At 36.9% G+C, this 17,076-nt stretch carries 16 protein-coding genes; 13 read left to right on the top strand and 3 right to left on the bottom strand.

Features of this window, described 5'->3' with window-relative positions; translation table 11 throughout:
• The first annotated feature begins 11 nt into the window (after nt 1–11).
• Together ACIQAA_RS06270 and ACIQAA_RS06265 are read left to right on the top strand one after the other, a co-directional pair.
• The gene (locus tag ACIQAA_RS06270; protein ID WP_402616442.1) at nt 12–1,682 is read left to right on the top strand and encodes a glycoside hydrolase family 13 protein; all 1,671 of its coding nucleotides are present in this window, start codon (nt 12–14) and stop codon (nt 1,680–1,682) included.
• A 136-nt stretch (nt 1,683–1,818) separates the two neighbouring features.
• On the top strand, nt 1,819–4,053 hold the full coding sequence (locus ACIQAA_RS06265; protein WP_402616439.1) for a sensor domain-containing protein: 2,235 nt from the start codon (nt 1,819–1,821) through the stop codon (nt 4,051–4,053).
• A gap of 52 nt (nt 4,054–4,105) precedes the next feature.
• Here the strand turns inward: ACIQAA_RS06265 and ACIQAA_RS06260 are convergent, their stop codons facing one another.
• Nucleotides 4,106–4,492 (bottom strand): YuzC family spore coat inner layer protein, encoded by a 387-nt coding sequence (locus ACIQAA_RS06260; protein WP_402616436.1) that lies wholly within the window; start codon nt 4,490–4,492, stop codon nt 4,106–4,108.
• Nucleotides 4,493–4,603: 111 nt separating this feature from the next.
• Nucleotides 4,604–5,452 carry a LiaG family protein gene (gene liaG / locus ACIQAA_RS06255; protein WP_402616434.1) on the bottom strand — a complete coding sequence of 283 codons (849 nt, stop codon included), beginning with the start codon at nt 5,450–5,452 and terminating at the stop codon, nt 4,604–4,606.
• A 177-nt stretch (nt 5,453–5,629) separates the two neighbouring features.
• On the opposite strand from liaG, the gene ACIQAA_RS06250 reads away from it, so the two are divergent.
• The 5 genes from ACIQAA_RS06250 to ACIQAA_RS06230 all read left to right on the top strand — a co-directional run bounded on the left by ACIQAA_RS06250 (nt 5,630) and on the right by ACIQAA_RS06230 (nt 8,703).
• Entirely contained in the window at nt 5,630–5,962 is a 333-nt protein-coding gene (locus tag ACIQAA_RS06250) for a rhodanese-like domain-containing protein (protein ID WP_402617096.1), read from the top strand.
• Between the two features lie 17 nt (nt 5,963–5,979).
• Entirely contained in the window at nt 5,980–6,951 is a 972-nt protein-coding gene (locus tag ACIQAA_RS06245) for a bile acid:sodium symporter family protein (protein ID WP_402616432.1), read from the top strand.
• 165 nt (nt 6,952–7,116) lie between these two features.
• The gene (locus tag ACIQAA_RS06240) at nt 7,117–7,536 is read left to right on the top strand and encodes an SRPBCC family protein (protein ID WP_402616429.1); all 420 of its coding nucleotides are present in this window, start codon (nt 7,117–7,119) and stop codon (nt 7,534–7,536) included.
• Complete coding sequence (locus ACIQAA_RS06235; RefSeq protein ID WP_402616427.1) at nt 7,537–7,905, top strand: ArsR/SmtB family transcription factor; 369 nt, start codon at nt 7,537–7,539, stop codon at nt 7,903–7,905.
• A 183-nt stretch (nt 7,906–8,088) separates the two neighbouring features.
• On the top strand, nt 8,089–8,703 hold the full coding sequence (locus ACIQAA_RS06230; RefSeq protein ID WP_402616424.1) for a LysE family translocator: 615 nt from the start codon (nt 8,089–8,091) through the stop codon (nt 8,701–8,703).
• A 299-nt stretch (nt 8,704–9,002) separates the two neighbouring features.
• On the opposite strand, the gene ACIQAA_RS06225 is transcribed toward ACIQAA_RS06230, so the two are convergent.
• Nucleotides 9,003–10,928: a BglG family transcription antiterminator gene (locus ACIQAA_RS06225; RefSeq protein WP_402616421.1), complete on the bottom strand. Its 1,926-nt coding sequence runs from the start codon at nt 10,926–10,928 to the stop codon at nt 9,003–9,005.
• Nucleotides 10,929–11,118: 190 nt separating this feature from the next.
• On the opposite strand from ACIQAA_RS06225, the gene ACIQAA_RS06220 reads away from it, so the two are divergent.
• The 6 genes from ACIQAA_RS06220 (at nt 11,119) to htpG (ending at nt 17,033) form a co-directional block, all read left to right on the top strand.
• Nucleotides 11,119–11,436, top strand: coding sequence for a PTS sugar transporter subunit IIB (locus tag ACIQAA_RS06220; RefSeq protein ID WP_402616418.1), 318 nt, complete (start codon nt 11,119–11,121; stop codon nt 11,434–11,436).
• A 21-nt stretch (nt 11,437–11,457) separates the two neighbouring features.
• Nucleotides 11,458–12,675: a PTS sugar transporter subunit IIC gene (locus ACIQAA_RS06215; RefSeq protein ID WP_402616415.1), complete on the top strand. Its 1,218-nt coding sequence runs from the start codon at nt 11,458–11,460 to the stop codon at nt 12,673–12,675.
• Between the two features lie 23 nt (nt 12,676–12,698).
• The gene (locus ACIQAA_RS06210) at nt 12,699–13,049 is read left to right on the top strand and encodes a PTS sugar transporter subunit IIA (protein ID WP_402616412.1); all 351 of its coding nucleotides are present in this window, start codon (nt 12,699–12,701) and stop codon (nt 13,047–13,049) included.
• Nucleotides 13,050–13,208: 159 nt separating this feature from the next.
• Entirely contained in the window at nt 13,209–14,654 is a 1,446-nt protein-coding gene (locus ACIQAA_RS06205) for a glycoside hydrolase family 1 protein (RefSeq protein ID WP_402616410.1), read from the top strand.
• A gap of 25 nt (nt 14,655–14,679) precedes the next feature.
• Nucleotides 14,680–14,946 carry a phosphocarrier protein HPr gene (locus ACIQAA_RS06200; RefSeq protein WP_402616407.1) on the top strand — a complete coding sequence of 89 codons (267 nt, stop codon included), beginning with the start codon at nt 14,680–14,682 and terminating at the stop codon, nt 14,944–14,946.
• A 206-nt stretch (nt 14,947–15,152) separates the two neighbouring features.
• The gene (gene htpG / locus ACIQAA_RS06195; protein WP_402616404.1) at nt 15,153–17,033 is read left to right on the top strand and encodes a molecular chaperone HtpG; all 1,881 of its coding nucleotides are present in this window, start codon (nt 15,153–15,155) and stop codon (nt 17,031–17,033) included.
• Nucleotides 17,034–17,076: the final 43 nt, after the last annotated feature.

Here is a 17,076-nt window from a genome sequence, read left to right as displayed (position 1 = left end):
GAGGTGCTTAAATGAATAAAAAATGGTGGAAAGAAAGTGTGGCCTATCAGGTATACCCCCGAAGTTTCATGGATAGTGATGGCGACGGGATTGGCGATTTAAAAGGAGTTACTTCCAAATTGGACTACCTGAAAGAATTAGGAATTGATGTCATTTGGCTGTCTCCCATGTACAAATCTCCTAATGATGATAACGGTTACGATATTTCCGATTATCAGGATATTATGGATGAATTTGGAACTATGGAGGATTTTGATGAGCTGCTTGAAGGAGTTCATCGCCGTGGAATGAAGTTGATTCTTGATTTGGTCATCAATCACACAAGTGATGAGCATCCTTGGTTTATTGAGTCCCGCTCTTCAAAAAACAATCCAAAACGGGATTGGTACATTTGGAGTGAGGGCAAGGATGGAAAAGAACCGAATAACTGGGAATCAATATTCAGCGGGTCTGCATGGAAATATGATGAAGCCACTGATGAATATTTCATGCATATTTTTTCTGAGAGGCAGCCTGATTTAAATTGGGAAAATCCTGAGGTTCGGAATGCTTTATACGATATGGTGAACTGGTGGCTAAACAAGGGAATCGACGGTTTCCGTGTTGACGCAATTTCTCATATCAGAAAAGAACCAGGTTTTCCGGATATGCCAAATCCGGAAAATTTTGATTATGTGCCGTGTTTTCCTTACATGATGAATGTGGACGGAATTGATGAATGGTTAACGGAGTTATCTCAGAAAACCATTAAAAACTATGACATTATGACTGTAGGCGAAGCAAATGGTGTAGGACTAGATGATGCCGATAAATGGGTTGGCGAAGAAAACGGTTATTTCAACATGATTTTTCAGTTTGAGTTTTTAGGCCTTTGGGATAAAAATGCAGAGGGGAAAGTCAACATTACCGCGTTGAAAAAGAATTTAACCAAATGGCAAAAAGGATTAGAAGGTAAGGGCTGGAATGCGTTGTTTATCGAAAATCATGACCAGCCTCGCCGGGTTTCAAGCTGGGGGAATGACAAGAAGTATTGGAAAGAAAGCGCAAAAATGCTTGGTGCCATGTACTTCCTTATGAAAGGTACTCCGTTCATCTATCAGGGCCAGGAGATAGGGATGACCAACGTCCAATTTCCTTCAATTGAAGATTACAATGATGTTGGGATGGTGAATTTCTATAAGGTAGAAACAGCAAAGGGCCGCCCTCATGATGAAATAATGGATATTATCTGGAAACAGTGCCGTGACAACGCACGAACTCCAATGCAATGGAATGCCGGTAATATGGGCGGTTTTACAACAGCTGACCAAACATGGCTCGGTGTAAATCCAAATTACCGTGAGATTAATGTTGAAGCCCAATTAAACGACCCGGATTCTATTCTTTCCTTCTATAAAAAATTGGTCCAATTACGTAAAGAACATCACTTGTTTGTATATGGAACGTATGAATTACTATTAGCGAACCATCGGAAATTGTTTGTCTATACCCGTAAATTAGGAGGGAAAAAAGCTCTCGTCATCAATAATTTTAGTGATGAATCAACGAGGTTCCATGTTCCGAAGAGTGTCTCTTATTTAAAGTCAGAACTTGTCCTTCATAATTATGACTGTGCTGATAAAAAGCTGCGGAAAGAGTTCACTCTTAAGCCTTATGAAACAAGAGTATATATAGTAAAGTAAAAAACTTAAGGGGCATGAGCTCCTTAAGTTTTTTTTGTTGAAATAAGAAATAGGAAAATGGAAAAAGAATAAGATTGTTATAAAGCCTTGGATTTGCTATTTTAAAACTATAACAATATTAAAATGGGAGACAACCATGATTATAAAAGGAAATCTATATAGGTTTTTGTTAATCCTCATTTTTTGTTTATTGGTCTCTTTGGAGGCTGCTGATATTTTATTACCTAATTTCTTTCATTCTATAAAAATAACAGGCTACGTAACCATCTGCATATATATGGCAGCGATCTTCTTCCTGTTCCTTCTTACAAAAGAATTCGATGAAAAGGCAAAAGAACTTCAAAAAAATCAGCAAAAAATGAAAAATATTTTCGATACGCTAGATGTTGCTATATGGTCACATGATTTAAAGACCGACACTCTATTAATTACTCCTGGGATTGAAAAACTATATGGATATAAGCTGGAAAATTTCTACGAAAATACCTACCTTTGGAAGGAAGTTATTTATCCAGAAGATTTGTATGTTTTAGAAGAAAGGGAAAAGAAAATTGCTGTCGGTGAAAATGTGACCAGCCAATATCGAATTATCCGCCCTGATGGTGAAGTTCGCTGGATCCAGGATAGTGGGATACCGACCTTTGACCAAACAGGAGATTTTATTGACTTTAGCAGCGTGTTATTCGATATTACAGACCGTAAAGAAAGTGAAGGTCTTTATCAAAGTTTAGTGGAGATGTCACCTGATATTATTGCTGTCGTTTATAATGGGAAAATTGAATACATAAATGAAGCCGGCTGTAGATTAATTGGAGCTGAAAGTCAGGAGCAGGTGGTTGGACAATCTGCAAAGAATTTTGTGCCTTCACAAATCAGAGATTTAATTAAAAATAAAGTATTCTCCACTGATAAGGTGGAAAATGAGAGATATAATTTTGAATTCCAGGTTAGGCGCATTGATGGCGAAAGTATTGATGTGGAAATGGCGGCTAGGTCGATTCTTTACGAAGGCAGATTTGCCATTCAGGTAGTGGGCAGGGATATTACCCAAAGGAAGAAATCGGAGCAAACGATAAAATTCATGGCCTTTTATGATACATTAACTGGTTTGCCAAATCGCAATCAGTTTAGAAACCATCTTAATGAAGTTTTACACCAACAGCAGAATAAAATGCACGCAGTTATATTCTTAGATTTAGATCGCTTTAAAATCATTAATGATACTAAAGGTCATTCAGTTGGCGATATTATTCTTCAAAAAGTAGCAGGCAGATTAGAGAAAGCCGTTCAAAATGAAGGACTAGTCTCTCGCCAGGGCGGGGATGAATTTATTATCGTTCTAGAAGATGTTGATAAAGAAAATGCTTCACAGGTAGCTAAACGGATTCTAAATGAATTTTCACACCCAATTGATGTTAATAATGAAGAGTTTTATGTAACGCCAAGTATCGGAATCAGTATTTATCCAACAGATGGAATCGATGAAGAAACACTGATTAAAAATGCAGACACAGCTATGTACCAAGCAAAAGATCATGGGAAAAATAACTATCAATTTTACTCAATAATCTCGGGTGGAATTTCGACTTGGAAAATGAAGTTAGAGAATTGGTTAAGAAGAGCAATAGAGCAAAATCAAATGACGCTCCACTATCAACCGCAGTTTGATTTAGTTACAGGGAAAATTGTTGGTGTCGAAGCATTAATCCGTTGGAACCATCCTGAATATGGCTATATTGCACCGTCTGAATTTATTCCATTAGCTGAAGAAACTGGACTCATTGTTCCGCTGGGCAAATGGATATTACGAGAGGCATGTGAACGGAGAAAGGCGTGGAAGGATGCAGGATTTAGTGATTTTCCTATTGCTGTAAACGTTTCAGTAAGGCAATTTCAGGATGAACATTTCATTCCATTCATTTCGGACATGCTCGAGGAAATTGGACTAGAGGCAGATTATTTAGAACTTGAAATTACTGAAAGTCTAATGCAAAACCTTGAGAACTCCACCATCATTCTGAATCAATTAAAGAGTCTAGGCGTTCTGTTATCAGTAGATGATTTTGGGACAGGCTACTCCTCATTAAGTTATTTGAAACATCTTCCCATTGATAAAATTAAGATTGATAAATCCTTTGTCGATGATATTATCTATCATTCTAATCAAGGAATGATGGTGAAGACGATTATTGATATGGGTGTGAATTTAAAATTCACGGTCATCGCAGAAGGAATCGAAACAGAAGAACAGGTTAAGTTCTTAACACGAAATGCCTGTCAAATCGGACAAGGCTATTACTACAGCAAACCATTATCTGCTGAGAAACTTGAAAAATTTCTATTAGAAGATAAGGGGCATACTCAATGTTGAATGTAAGAAGAGCGATATTTTTACGGAAAAGAGACCTTCAGTTGAAGGTCTTTTAATTTCCCCATTTTAACTGTACGGTTAAGGTACAGCAGCTCACGTTACTGCTTGGTTCCGGTTGTGTTTTGAGATCAAAGGTCACACCGGTTGGGGTATATTTTGTCTCCACAGGCACTTTTAGACCAATCGTTTTCATTAACCTATCCACTTCGGTTTTGTTCCCCTGTTGAGCAGCTGACATTAACTTAACGTCAAAATCTGCATCGCCTAACCGGTCCAGCAGGATACTGCCCTGGTCCATTAATAACCGATAGGCTTTAATGGACTTCGTGAAAACATTTACATCCACCTGTGGATATTGCCTGGCTATTGGGTAGTAATGATAACCAGGATAGGGGGGCTGCTGTGGGTGCAGCGGGTAAGGATAATGGTAAAAATACATCATATTGCTCCTTCCATATTGAGTACACAAGGCATTATACGATATGAGATTTGGACTATTTTGGTTACATGAAAAAGACGCATGGATAGAAATCCATGCGTTCTCTTAGTATTAGAATAATTTGACGTCCCCGCTTGAAACGGTGACATTTATTTTAGTCTTCCCGGAACCATGCGTTCCTTGTATGCTTTTATTATCCGTTCCATTGCTGGCTAAAGGGAAGTCACTCGAAATATTTCCACTGCTGACTTTGCCATTTAGATTGAAATCTGCATTATCGGGCAAATCAAGCATTACATCTCCAGAGCTAAGGTCAATATCAATCGAATCATTAAGTTTATCCATTTGGACGGAGAGCCTGCCAGAGGAAACATCTGCTTGTATGGCACCAGTATAGTGTTCAATATCTAAATTACCAGAACTAAGGTCAAAGGTACCTTTTTTTGTCATCAAAGTGTCTATTTTAACATTGCCAGAGGAACCATCATGTGTAAATTCATCCACTTCTAAATGACCGAGATTTACATTCCCCGATCCAATATCCAAAGAAAGTTTGTTTAATTTCATTGATTCGCCCGAGAAATCCAAGCGGCCTGATCCAATTTGAATGTTCATATTACTGTTATAGTCTTCAGGAATATAGATTTTTAGCTGTCTTTTTTCTGAAGAAGTGAACCAATTAAACATTTTCCTTTTCGTTTCAACTACTAACCTATTGCCTGTTTCTTTAACGATTAGCGAGCCTTTGCCAGTTAACACCGCTTCTACATCATTTCGGTCTTCAGGAATAATAGTAGTCCGAACACTTCCCACATTTATCTCAATAGTGTCAATTGTCTTTGATAACGTAGCCCTGCCATCTTTACTTCCTCCAAAAGCAAAAGCATCAAACTGGAATGTCTGATTAAAAACAATATATAACCCCGTGATAATCAATAGGAGAATCACTATTCTCTTCATCTTAAATCCCTTCCCTTCTATAGCTTAATCATAAGGGATTTCTCAAAAACTACCAATGAACCTGAGATTTATTTATTTCTAAGGCTTGAGAAGTATTTAGGTACAAAAAAACATGTAAAAATCTATAAAAAATTACGAATACCGAAATATAAAAAATGTGATATTCTTTGTATGGAGGTGTTGGCATTGCAAAGAATTAGTCCAAAAGAACTTCTTGAAAGAATGCGAGGAGAAGAAAAAGTACTTCTTCTAGATGTTCGGGCAGAAGAAAAATATAATGATTACCATATTGAAGATTCACAGGTTTTGAGTCTTAACATCCCGAAAACGGTAATTTTCAATCTTGAAGAAGGGGATGAGCTAGCACAAATATCGAAGGAACAACGATTGGTTGTTACCTGCACGACTGGAAATTCCGCTACGAAATGTGCCGCTATTCTTGACGGTCTCGGCTATCAAGTCGAAGTCTTAGAAGGTGGTCTTACGGCTTGGAAGGAATATAGAAAATAAGCTTGGAGAGAAACAATATGCTGCAGAAGATAAATAAACAACTAGAAAAAATCATGCCTTTAATTACGCCCACTAGTGTAGTATTAGGAGTCTTACTTTCTGTGTATATAACAGACTTTTCATATTTAATCCCTTGGATATTTGCGTTTATGACATTTGCAGGAAGTTTGACCTCTAATTTCAAATCTTTATCAGATGTGGTCAAGCATCCGCTTCCAATACTTACAGCGATGGTGTTACTGCATATCCTGATGCCAATCTGGGCCTGGGGTGTGGGTCATATAACGTTTCAAGAGGATATTTTTACGATTACAGGAATCGTGTTAGGCATGGCCATTCCAACTGGAATTACTAGCTTCATTTGGGTTTCGATTTATAAAGGCAATATCCCATTGACCTTATCCATTATCCTTATCGATACCATTCTTTCCCCGCTAATTGTTCCTTATTGTCTGTCTTTCTTAATAGGTGAGAAAATTGAAATGGACTTTATGAGTATTATGCAAGGGTTAGTTGGAATGATTGTGCTGCCTTCACTTCTCGGAATGTGGTTAAATCAGAGTTCAAAAGGGAACTTTACGAAAAAGTTAAGTAGTACATTGGCGCCTTTCTCAAAAATCTGCCTTGGCATTGTTGTCATGCTAAATGGCGCAGTGATCGCTCCTTATTTAAAAAATATAAATCTAAAACTAATTAGTATCATAGTAGTGGTCTTTTTTATTGCATTAACGGGGTATCTATTTTCGTTTCTACTAGGTAAACTAATCAGAAGTAATCGAGATACAATCGTCTCTTTGACTTTTTCAGGTGGAATGAGAAATATAAGTGCCGGGGCTGTTATTGCTGTTACCTATTTTTCCCCGGCAGTTGCTGTACCGGTAGTTGTCGGTATGCTATTCCAGCAAATCCTCGCTTCTTTAACCGGTAGTTTTTTAGCCCGTTATTATGATAAGAAAACAATTTACTTAGAACAGAGTCATAGGATTTAACATTTTGACACTTCCTTAGTGAGAAGTGTCTTTTTGTATTTAAAATGGAGGTAACGGGAAAAGTAAATGAGAAAATTTTTATTGACATGAAACCAAATGGTTTTATATAATTCAGGAAGTGAAACCAAATGGTTTTATATTAACGTGTGAAAGTGGGAGAAATCAGTGGAAAATACATTACAAGATATTAAACAAACGGTTGTCATTAACGCACCAATACAAAAGGTATGGGAGCAGGTATCGTCTGCAGAAGGTATTTCTGCATGGTTTATGCCAAATGATTTCAAACCTGAAGTGGGAGCAGAGTTTCATTTACAATCCCCATTCGGTCCATCTCCATGTAAAGTGACGGAATTTAATCCTCCTCATTCCCTTTCGTTCATTTGGGATACAGAGGGATGGTTTTTATCGTTTAGTTTAAAGGATTTGGGGGATAAAACAGAGTTCACCCTTATTCATGGCGGTTGGCCTCAATCTGACGTAATTATTGGCAAGGCTAACCAAAAAGCTTCTGATATTAGAGATCATATGGCTCAGGGATGGGCTGGTATCGTTCAAAAACTTCGTACCCTTTTGGAGAGCTAAGTGTCATCCTCCGCACAAAAGCATGATGTATTTCAAGCGATTGCTGACCCCACTCGAAGAGAAGTACTAAGATTACTTGCGGAAAAAGAGCGCCCCATCTCAGAAATAACAGCCCACTTTCCAATGAGCAGGACAGCGATTGCTAAACACCTTCAAGTTCTTTCAGAAGCTGAATTAGTTCATGGACAAAAGGTAGGGAGAGAGAAGATTTACCGGCTTCAACCTGAGCCGCTGACAGAACTCAAGCAATGGCTTTCGTTCTACGAAAAATTCTGGGAGAATAAGCTTTCGATCCTTAAACATATTGTTGAAAGCTCTGAAGATCATAGGTTGCAGGTAATAAAATCAGAAGAAACCGACAAAAATTAATGTCGGTTTTTTTATGTGTAGTTTTATAGTGACTGAAGAGTATTTAGAGAAAGCATTTGGGTCAATGCAGGAGGCGTGGAGTGACTGAAGAGCATTTACTCTCCAGGTTCATCATTTTTATAAAGCTAATTTCAAGAATATTGTGATAAGATATTTGTAAACACGAATATAGGAGAGAGGGATATGTGGGCTTTTATTTTGGTCGTGCTGGTGCTTTTTCTAATCCCAGGCCCGGCGGTGTTATTGACTTTGACTCAAACCGTAAAAGGCGGATTAAAAGCTGGAATCATTACCGGTTTTGGCATTGCTGTTGGAGATCTAATTCATACGTTTGCGGCGGTTCTTGGACTCTCCGCCATTCTTATGACATCAGCATTAGCCTTTGAAGTGGTGAAGTATTTAGGTGCAGCCTATTTAATCTTTCTAGGAATAAAGGCATTGTTCGAAAAAACAAAAAAACAGGAACAGCCAAATACAAAAAAAGAGAAAACTGCTGTATCCTTCCGACAAGCATTATTAATTGAATTACTTAACCCAAAAACGGCGTTATTTTTCCTTGCGTTCCTTCCGCAATTTGTTAAAACAGATGGTCCCCCAGTTGTCTATCAATTACTACTACTAGGTCTAGTTTTTGTATTTATGAGTATTCTGTACACATCGTCATTAGCCTTTCTAGCAAGTTCATTAGGTAATAAGCTTTTCGCTAAAAATAGCAAGATTTCACGTTGGCAGGGAAAAGTCGTAGGAACTATTTATATTGGATTAGGTTTACAATTGGTCTTCCAAAGTCAAAAATAACAGAGATATTCATAGATAACCATTTAGATATTGTCACACCAAAAAATTTAGATAAAATTGAAGTGCTTTTTGTATCAGAGGATATAGTTTCAATTATGGAAAAGCAGTGATAACTTCAAAACCTTACCTATGTATGAATAAGAAAAAGGCCTAATCTTTTTAGAATGTTGAGGTAAAATTAGGCTTTTTTCATAATCCAAACATTATAAATTAAATTTTTTAATACTCACCTAAATCAATATGCAGCATATTTGCCTAAAATAGATTGTGCTTGTCTTGAGGCGTGTTATTTGCTAAACTCACTCTTCCATTAATAATAAAAGGTTATTTATAAACTCATCATAATTGTTGGATTTTAATAACAGGTAAACATTTTCTGGTTCTGATAATATTTTGATAAAACTGTCATAGATATCCCGAAAAATGCTTCGTTCGTCCTTATTTAGGGCAATTAGTGCGATAATTTGTACAGAGTTGTTTCCCCAATTAACAGGTTTGTCATTTAATACAATCGAAATAGCGGACTTTAATGCGTTCATTTGCATCGAGTGTGGCACTGCGACATTATTATTAAAGGATGTCGAGGACATTTTTTCCCTTTCAATGATGTCGTCAATGCCCCCTTCTTCGATAAATCCCAACTGAACCAATTTATCTCCAATAAACCTAATCATTTCAAATTCATCTTTTAAGTAAATGTTATGTTGAAACAAGTGAGGGTCGAAGAGGCTAATTAAATGATTTTTCAGCTTCAAACGACTGCGTTTTTTATTTATCTTTGTGATACTGTGCTGTATCTTCTGCATGTCCTCTTCTAAAAAAAATGGATTTAAATGGACAATTTCATGTTCTGTTATTTTGGCAATCTGGACCGTTGTGATAATCAAGTCTGAATCTATTTGCCCGAAATCACTATCAATCTTTGTAATCACTCTGCTGATCTCAATTTGTTCTCCAAAGGACTGCTCAAGTCTTTTTAACATCGGGATGTGCATGTTGTAATACTCCGGACATACAACGGTGCAGGTGATTTTATATTCAAGTGCTTTTTGTCGTTCTAGAAAGGCACCAATATGGAAGGCGATATAGGCGATTTCGTCTTCGTTGATTTGAATATTTTCTTTTTTTTGTATCTCATTTGAAATAAATACTGCCAGGTCATAAATGAGTGGGTAAGATGATTTTATCTGCTTGGTTAATGGGTTTTTTGACAAATAATTATGCCTTGCCCGGTTTATTAAATTTCGTATGTGCAAGGTGAATTTTATTAGAAATTCATCACCGTAAATATCTACGAGATAATAATCTTTCACTTTTTGAATGATTTCATTTACTAAGTCAATATACCGCTGCTCAATATATTCCCCAAGATTTTCGTTGTTTAGGTTGTCATAACGTAATATCGTTGCCTTACTAATTAAAAGAATCGTTAAGTAAGAAAGCTCTGCTCCTTCAAACGTAGCCCCAAATTCAGATTTTATTAATTTGGCGATATCCAATGCCGCCTTATATTCTTTTGTTTTGGACAATGCCTTTATGTTTTCTTCGGAAATGGTTCGCTGCTGGCTTACCCGTTCTGTTGCAATCACAATATGGAGTAGGATGTTCCCGATTGTGTACTCATTTATATAGAGATTATAGGATGCCAATACTTTGACCAGCTCTTCCTTGAAATCTTTTAAATCATAACCAAAAGCGGATTGAATATTTTCTAAATGCAAAAATTGGTCCCGCGTTTCTTCGTAAAAGATATGGCTCATCAGCTTTCGTTTATCTCGTTCATGTCCATTTAATATGATTAAGTCTCCATCACGTTTGAACGATAAATTAAATTTTTTCAACAGGCTTTTGGCCTTTTTTAAATCGCCTTCGATCGTGGATGTACTTACATAAATTTCTTCACTTAGGTCAAATATATCCATACCTTCAGAATGGGCAATCGATTGCTTTAATAGATAATAGAGCCGCTCAAGTGGCGTCAGTCCTATCGTTGTTTCTTTATCCTCTTTCTGCTGCATTTCATGGTAAACGGTTTCATTTATTTTATAACCCAGGTTGGAGGACATAATCAATACGGATGGAGAGGTGGTTTCATTTATTTCATTTACATATTTACGGATGCTCCGACTAGATACAGAGAATTGTTTAGCGAATATGTCTGTTTTTACCCAATCATTCTTATTTAACAAGAATTGAATAATCTCCCGCTCTCTCTCTTTTTTCATGCTACAAAAACCCCCAAAAGGTCTATTTATTGTTAGTTTTCCACTTATATATTGTAAAAAAACACATAATAAAATGATAGGTTGAAAAAGTTCCTACCCCCCGGAACTTTTTCAACTTGAGCTCAGATCTAAAAAAATAGGACAATGACCTCAGAAAGTTAATTCAAATTTTTCTTGGGAGGAATTTATGATGACAGAAAAGACAATTCTTTTAGTTTGCGGCGGTGGTGCTTCCAGCGGATTTATGGCCCAAAACATTCGAAAGGCTGCTAAAAAAAGAGATATTGACCTAAATGTAATTGCCAGAAGCGAGTCAGAGGTAGACGATTATCTGAATGAAATCGATGTCCTGCTCATTGGCCCACACTTGAAATATATGGAAGAGGATTTACAATCGAAGGTTAGACCTCATAATATTCCGGCTGCGGTGATCCCTCAAACGATTTATGGTCTTTTGGATGGAAACAATGGTCTGGACCTTATTTTAGACCTTCTTGGCGAAAAATAAAATAGAACGGAGGTTATCTGGGTGAACACGTTTATTAATTGGATGAATCAAAACTTTACGCCAAAAATGAATAAAATTACGAGAAATGTGTGGGTTTCATCGATCCAGGAAGCCCTTATGGCAACACTGCCGCTGATTCTTGTAGGATCGCTGATTACATTGATTTCAATTTTGAATAATTATTTTTCAAAAATGCCTAATTTTTCACCCATCACTACCTTTTCATTTGGTCTTATTAGTATATTTGTTGCACTATTAGTTCCTTATTTCATTATGGAAAAAAAGAAAAAGAATGATAGAAAAATAATCTCAGGATTAACAGGTGTTTCCTTATTTCTAATGCTGCTTGTCCCTAAGCTTACAGACGACGGCGGCATCACCTTCACGTTAGAACGTTTCGGTGGCAACGGCATGTTTGTGGCTTTGATTGTCGGTCTTTTGGTTGGAGCATTCATGTATATTTTTTCTAAGTTTTCTTTCTTTAAAGGATCAAGTTCGCTTCCGGATTTTATTATTATCTGGTTTGACACGATTATTCCGATCACCATTCTCCTGTTGTTCGGATGGTTGTTTACCTTCCAATTGAATGTTGATTTGTATGATTTAATCTTAAAAGCTTTTGAACCGGTTACCGTGATTGCCCAAAGTTTTACCGGATTTGTATTCATCAGTTTTCTGGGTATATTCTTTTATTCCTTTGGAATCAGTGCCTGGATTCTGTATCCGATTATTTTTCCGATTTGGTTGGAGGCGATTCAAGAGAATATCGATGGTGCAGCCCAAAATATCCATACAATGGAAACGCTCACAGCTTGGGTGTGGATTGGAGGTATGGGTTCCACACTGCCATTGGTACTGATGATGTTATTCTTGGCAAAGTCCAGTCAATTAAAAGCAATTGGAAAAGTAACCATTGTACCTTCTATTTTCAATATTAACGAACCTGTCATTTTCGGTGCTCCGGTGGCATTCAATCCAATTCTAATGGTGCCAATGTGGCTAAATGGACTCATTTTACCAGCTATCACTTATATTGTATTGAATCTAGGATTGGTCACAATCCCTGAAAGACTCTTCCAACTATGGTATATGCCAGTCGGGATTTCTTCCATCCTCATTAATTCCGATTTCCGAGGGTTGATTTTAGTAGCTGTAGTTGTGGTTGTATCATGGTTGATTTGGTTTCCGTTTTTCAAAGTTTATGACATGCAGCAGTTTAAAAAAGAACAGGAACAGTAGAAACGTAATTGGAGGCTTAGACAATGAACGATAACAGCTTGAATGATATCAATGAAGTATCGATGAAAATCATCCTAAATGCTGGTGATGCGAGACTAATCATTAAAGAAGCACTAGACTGTGTGGCAACTTGTGAGTTTGACGCGGCAAAGCAAAAGCTTGGTGAAGCGAAAAAGAAAATTAACGCAGCACACGCTGCCCAGACTGAAACGATTCAAGGTGAAGCTCGCGGAGAGAAAATTGCATTCTCCCTCTTGTTTGCCCATGCACAGGACACATTAATGACCATTATGAGCGAGTGGAATACAGCCAATCATATCGTTCGTTTATTTGAAGTGTTCGATGAACGATTAAGAAAGCTTGAAGGAAAATAATCATGAGTAAATGCCAGGTGGCTCGTACAATCTGGCATTTACCTTTTTAGGAGATTATCAGATTAATTTCTTTTCTTAGGGTGCCTTTGCTGCGAATCAATCTGAAGGCTGAAACCCTGTGCAAAAAATTTCGTTATGTGTATAGGAGAGGTTGAGACCATGAATAAACTAGAATTTCCAAAAGAGTTTTTATGGGGGGGCAGTATTGCCGCTCATCAATGTGAGGGTGCTTACCAGGCTGATGGAAAGGGCCTAGGCCATATGGACTTTGTAACAACGGGAAGCTATAACAAGGAGCGTAAAATCACGGAGATAATTGAGGAAGGAAATGTATATCCTTCACATGATGGAATTGACTTCTACAATCGCTATAAGAGTGATATTCAGTTGTTTAGGGAGATGGGGTTTAAAGCTCTCCGTATTTCCATTGACTGGTCCCGTATTTTTCCTCATGGGGATGATGAATTACCAAATGAAAAGGGACTGGCCTACTATCATCATGTCATCGATGAACTTCGAGCAAATCAGATTGAACCTATTATTACTCTATGTCATTTTGAGATGCCGATTGGCTTGGTCCGTAAATACCACTCCTGGCTAAGCAGGGATACTGTTGAGTTATATCTTCGTTTCTGTGAAAAAGTGATGAAGGAGTATAAAGGTAAGGTACGTTATTGGGTAACGTTCAATGAAATGAATCATTTAGAAATTCAGAGTGATTTTTCTAATACTTTTACTTATATGATTACTGGTTTACAGTATTCTGATTTACAAGATAGAGAGCTGCAACTTGCGACAATGGGATATCATATGACTTTAGCGAGTGTTAAAGCAGTTAAAGTCGCACATGAAATTGATCCCGATAATCAGGTTGGTTGTGTTTTTGGACTCACACCTTGTTATCCGAAGACTAGTAAACCTGCTGATGTATTGCAGGCCTTTAAGGATACAGAAAGAGATTTATACCAGGTTGATGCGATGTGCAATGGTGCGTTTCCTTTATATAAACTGAAGGAGTATCAGCGGAGAGGTATCACATTACCAATTAGTGAAAATGATCACCATGCTTTTAAGGAAGGAAAAATAGACTTTATTGGGTTAAATTATTATTCCAGTGACGTTAGTTCGGCTGAACGTGATGAAAACACTGAATCTTCTTTGTTTGGTGGAATTCCAAATGAGTACTTGGAGAAGTCATCCTGGGGTTGGTCCATTGATCCAACGGGTTTAAGGTATATGCTGAACTATTTGTTTCATAGATATGGCCTTCCGATTATGGTCACCGAAAATGGTTTAGGTGCTGTCGATAAAGTGGAAAGCGATGGCAGCATCCAAGATGATTATCGCATCGATTATCTGAAAAAACATCTAGAAGCATTAAAGGCTGCCGTTGAAGAAGATGGTGTCGATTGTTTTGGTTACTTAATGTGGGGCCCGATCGATCTGGTTAGTGCTACTACTGGCGAAATGAAAAAACGTTATGGGTTTATTTACGTAGACAAACAAGATGATGGCAGTGGAACATATGAGCGAAGTAAGAAAAAAAGTTTTTACTGGTATCAAAAAGTGATATCTACCAATGGAGAGGATTTAGATAGAAATTAAGATGTTAAAGGAGATCGATTGAAGAATGGTAGAAAAAATATATACAGTAACTGCAGAAACAGGAATTCACGCCCGTCCAGCAACAGTATTAGTACAATCAGCAAGTAAATATAATGCAGAAGTTAGCCTAGAGTATAGCGGTAAAAGAGTTAATCTAAAGTCTATTATGGGTGTTATGTCTTTAGGTATCCCTCAAGGGTCTTATATTAAAATTATTGCTTCTGGAGCAGATGAAGATCTAGCACTTGATGGAATTGAAGAAACATTATTAAGTGAGGGTCTAGGAGAATGATAGTTACTCATTAAAATTATCTGAGCGGACCCATAGATAATTTTTTACAATATTTATTAACATTATCTGAATCGTAAATGGTTGCTACGGCAACCATTTTTATTATAGTATTGACACGAATATTATTATATGGTTTAAAATTAAATTGAATTGAATTAGCACTCCTATAAGTGGGGTGCTAAAAAGCATGGAAAGGAGATATCTTTATGGCAAAAAAGCAGTTTAAGGCTGAATCTAAAAGGCTGTTAGAAATGATGATTAACTCTATTTATACACACCGCGAGGTATTTTTAAGAGAGTTAATTTCGAATGCCAGTGACGCGATTGATAAAATTTACTACAAAGCATTAACAGATGACGCGTTAAGCTTCGACAAGGATAGTTACTTTATCAAAGTAATCCCTGACAAGGAAAATAGAACCTTAAGAATTATTGATACTGGTATTGGTATGACGAAGGACGAGCTTGAGACAAATCTTGGGACAATTGCCAAGAGTGGATCTTTAGCCTTTAAAAAGGAAACCGAATTAAAAGATGGCTATGACATAATTGGTCAATTTGGTGTCGGCTTCTATGCTGCCTTTATGATTGCAGACGTTGTAACTGTTATCAGTAAAGCGCTAGGAAGCGATGAAGCTTACAAGTGGGAATCAAATGGAGCCGAAGGGTATACAATTGAGACCGCTGAAAAAGATTCTATTGGTACTGAGATTATTCTTAAAGTCAAAGAAAATACTGAAGATGAAAACTATGATGAGTTTTTAGAGGAGTACCGTCTAAAATCCATTATTAAAAAATACTCCGACTTTATCCGCTACCCAATCAAAATGGATGTTAAAGGCAAAAGACCGGTTGAGGGCAGCGATAATGAGTTTGAGGACTATGTTGAAGAACAGATTGTTAATAGCATGGTTCCTATTTGGAGAAAAAATAAAAGTGAACTAACAGACGAAGATTACGAGAATTTCTATGCAGAAAAACGTTACGGTTTTGATAAACCGCTTAAACATATCCATATCAGTGTCGATGGGACCATTCGCTATAATGCGATTTTATATATCCCTGAGAAAATCCCATTTGACTTTTATTCAAAAGAATTTGAAAAAGGCTTGGAGCTCTATTCTAATGGCGTATTAATTATGGACAAGTGTGCGGATCTGCTTCCAGACCATTTTAGCTTTGTAAAAGGTATGGTAGACTCTGAGGACCTATCACTTAACATTTCAAGAGAGATGCTGCAGCATGATCGCCAACTTAAGCTTATCTCTAAAAATATTAACAAGAAAATTAAGAGTGAATTGCAAAGCTTGTTAAAAAATGAAAGAGAAAAATATGAAGAGTTTTATAAGTCGTTTGGACGTCAGTTAAAATACGGCGTTTATAGTGAATTCGGAGCGAATAAAGAAGTATTACAAGACCTCATTATGTTCTACTCTTCTAAAGAGAAGAAGCTTGTTACATTAGATGAATATGTATCAAGAATGCCAGAAAATCAAAAATATATTTATTACGCGTCTGGAGAATCCATTGAACGAATCGATAAACTGCCGCAAGCAGAATTCGTTTCTGAAAAAGGGTATGAGATTCTGTACTTTACAGAGGATATCGATGAGTTTGCCATTAAAATGTTAATGATCTACAAGGAGAAAGAATTCAAATCAATTTCCAGCGGTGATTTAGGAATTGAAGGGGAAGAAAACAAGGACGATTCCGAATCAGAAGAGAAGGAATACAAAGAAATCTTTGACTATATGAAAAATATTTTAGAGGGTAAAGTCAAGGATGTCCGGGTTTCAAAACGCTTAAAGTCTCATCCTGTCTGCCTCGCAACTGAAGGTGATATCTCTATTGAAATGGAAAAAATCCTTGCGGCGATGCCTGATAATCAAAATATCAAAGCAGATAAGGTATTAGAGATAAATAAAAATCATGAAGTGTTCCAATCATTAAAGGAAGCTTTTGAAAATGATAAAGAAAAGCTAGATCTGTATACAAAGCTGCTTTACAATCAAGCACTGCTTATTGAGGGGTTACCAATCCAGGACCCAGTTGAATTTACAAATGATATCTGCAAGATAATGGTATAATAATCCTGGTTGAATTTTCCTATATAATAATTTGAATACGATA

Source organism: Neobacillus sp. NPDC093182, assembly GCF_044754045.1.
Note: the sequence above shows the minus strand (reverse complement) of the source record. Positions and strands in the feature narration are given on the sequence as shown.